At 45.0% G+C, this 716-nt stretch carries 1 protein-coding gene; it reads right to left on the bottom strand.

Annotation, left to right across the window (positions count from 1 at the left end; translation table 11 throughout):
- Positions 1-716, bottom strand: a 716-nt coding sequence (gene gltX / locus FK268_RS25845) for a glutamate--tRNA ligase (RefSeq protein ID WP_146437786.1), incomplete at both ends; no start/stop codon positions are given.

Raw genomic sequence — 716 nt, 5'->3', positions numbered from 1 at the left:
AAGGAAACCGCGCTCATAATACTCCATGACACCAACCGCACCATGACGTTTAGAGAGTTTTTGACCATCATCTCCTAAGATCATTGCAAGATGGGCAAAGTGGGGTACCGGCTTTCCTAATGCTTTGAAGATATTGACCTGACGATAGGTATTGTTGATATGGTCATCGCCACGAATGACATGGGTAATTTCCATATCGACATCATCGACAACAACACAGAAGTTATAGGTCGGAGAACCATCGCTACGCGCAATAATTAGATCATCTAGCTCACTATTTTGAACGCTTAAATTTCCATGAACAAGATCGGTAAAGCTTGTGACGCCAACTTGTGGGTTTTTAAAGCGTACTACAGGACTGACACCTTCTGGAATCTCAGGAAGTGTTTTGCCGGGTTCAGGGCGCCAAGTGCCATCATAACGGGGCTTCTCTTTCTTCGCTTCCGCTTTGGCGCGCATCTCAGCTAACTCTTCAGGTGTGCAGTAGCAGTAGTAGGCATGACCTTTCTCTAAAAGTTCAGCAACCACTTCTTTATAACGATCAAAGCGTTTAGTCTGATAGTAAGGGCCTTCATCATATTGAAAGCCTAACCACTCTAAACTCTCCATAATTGCTGCAACCGCTTCAGGTGTTGAGCGCTCAAGATCGGTATCTTCGATACGCAAAACCGTTGTACCTTTGTTATGAAGAGCAAAGAGATGGGAGAAGAGTGCCG

Origin of the sequence: Tsukamurella sputi (genome assembly GCF_007858445.1) — a bacterium.
Lineage (GTDB): Bacteria > Actinomycetota > Actinomycetes > Mycobacteriales > Mycobacteriaceae > Tsukamurella > Tsukamurella sputi.
Note: the sequence above shows the minus strand (reverse complement) of the source record. Positions and strands in the feature narration are given on the sequence as shown.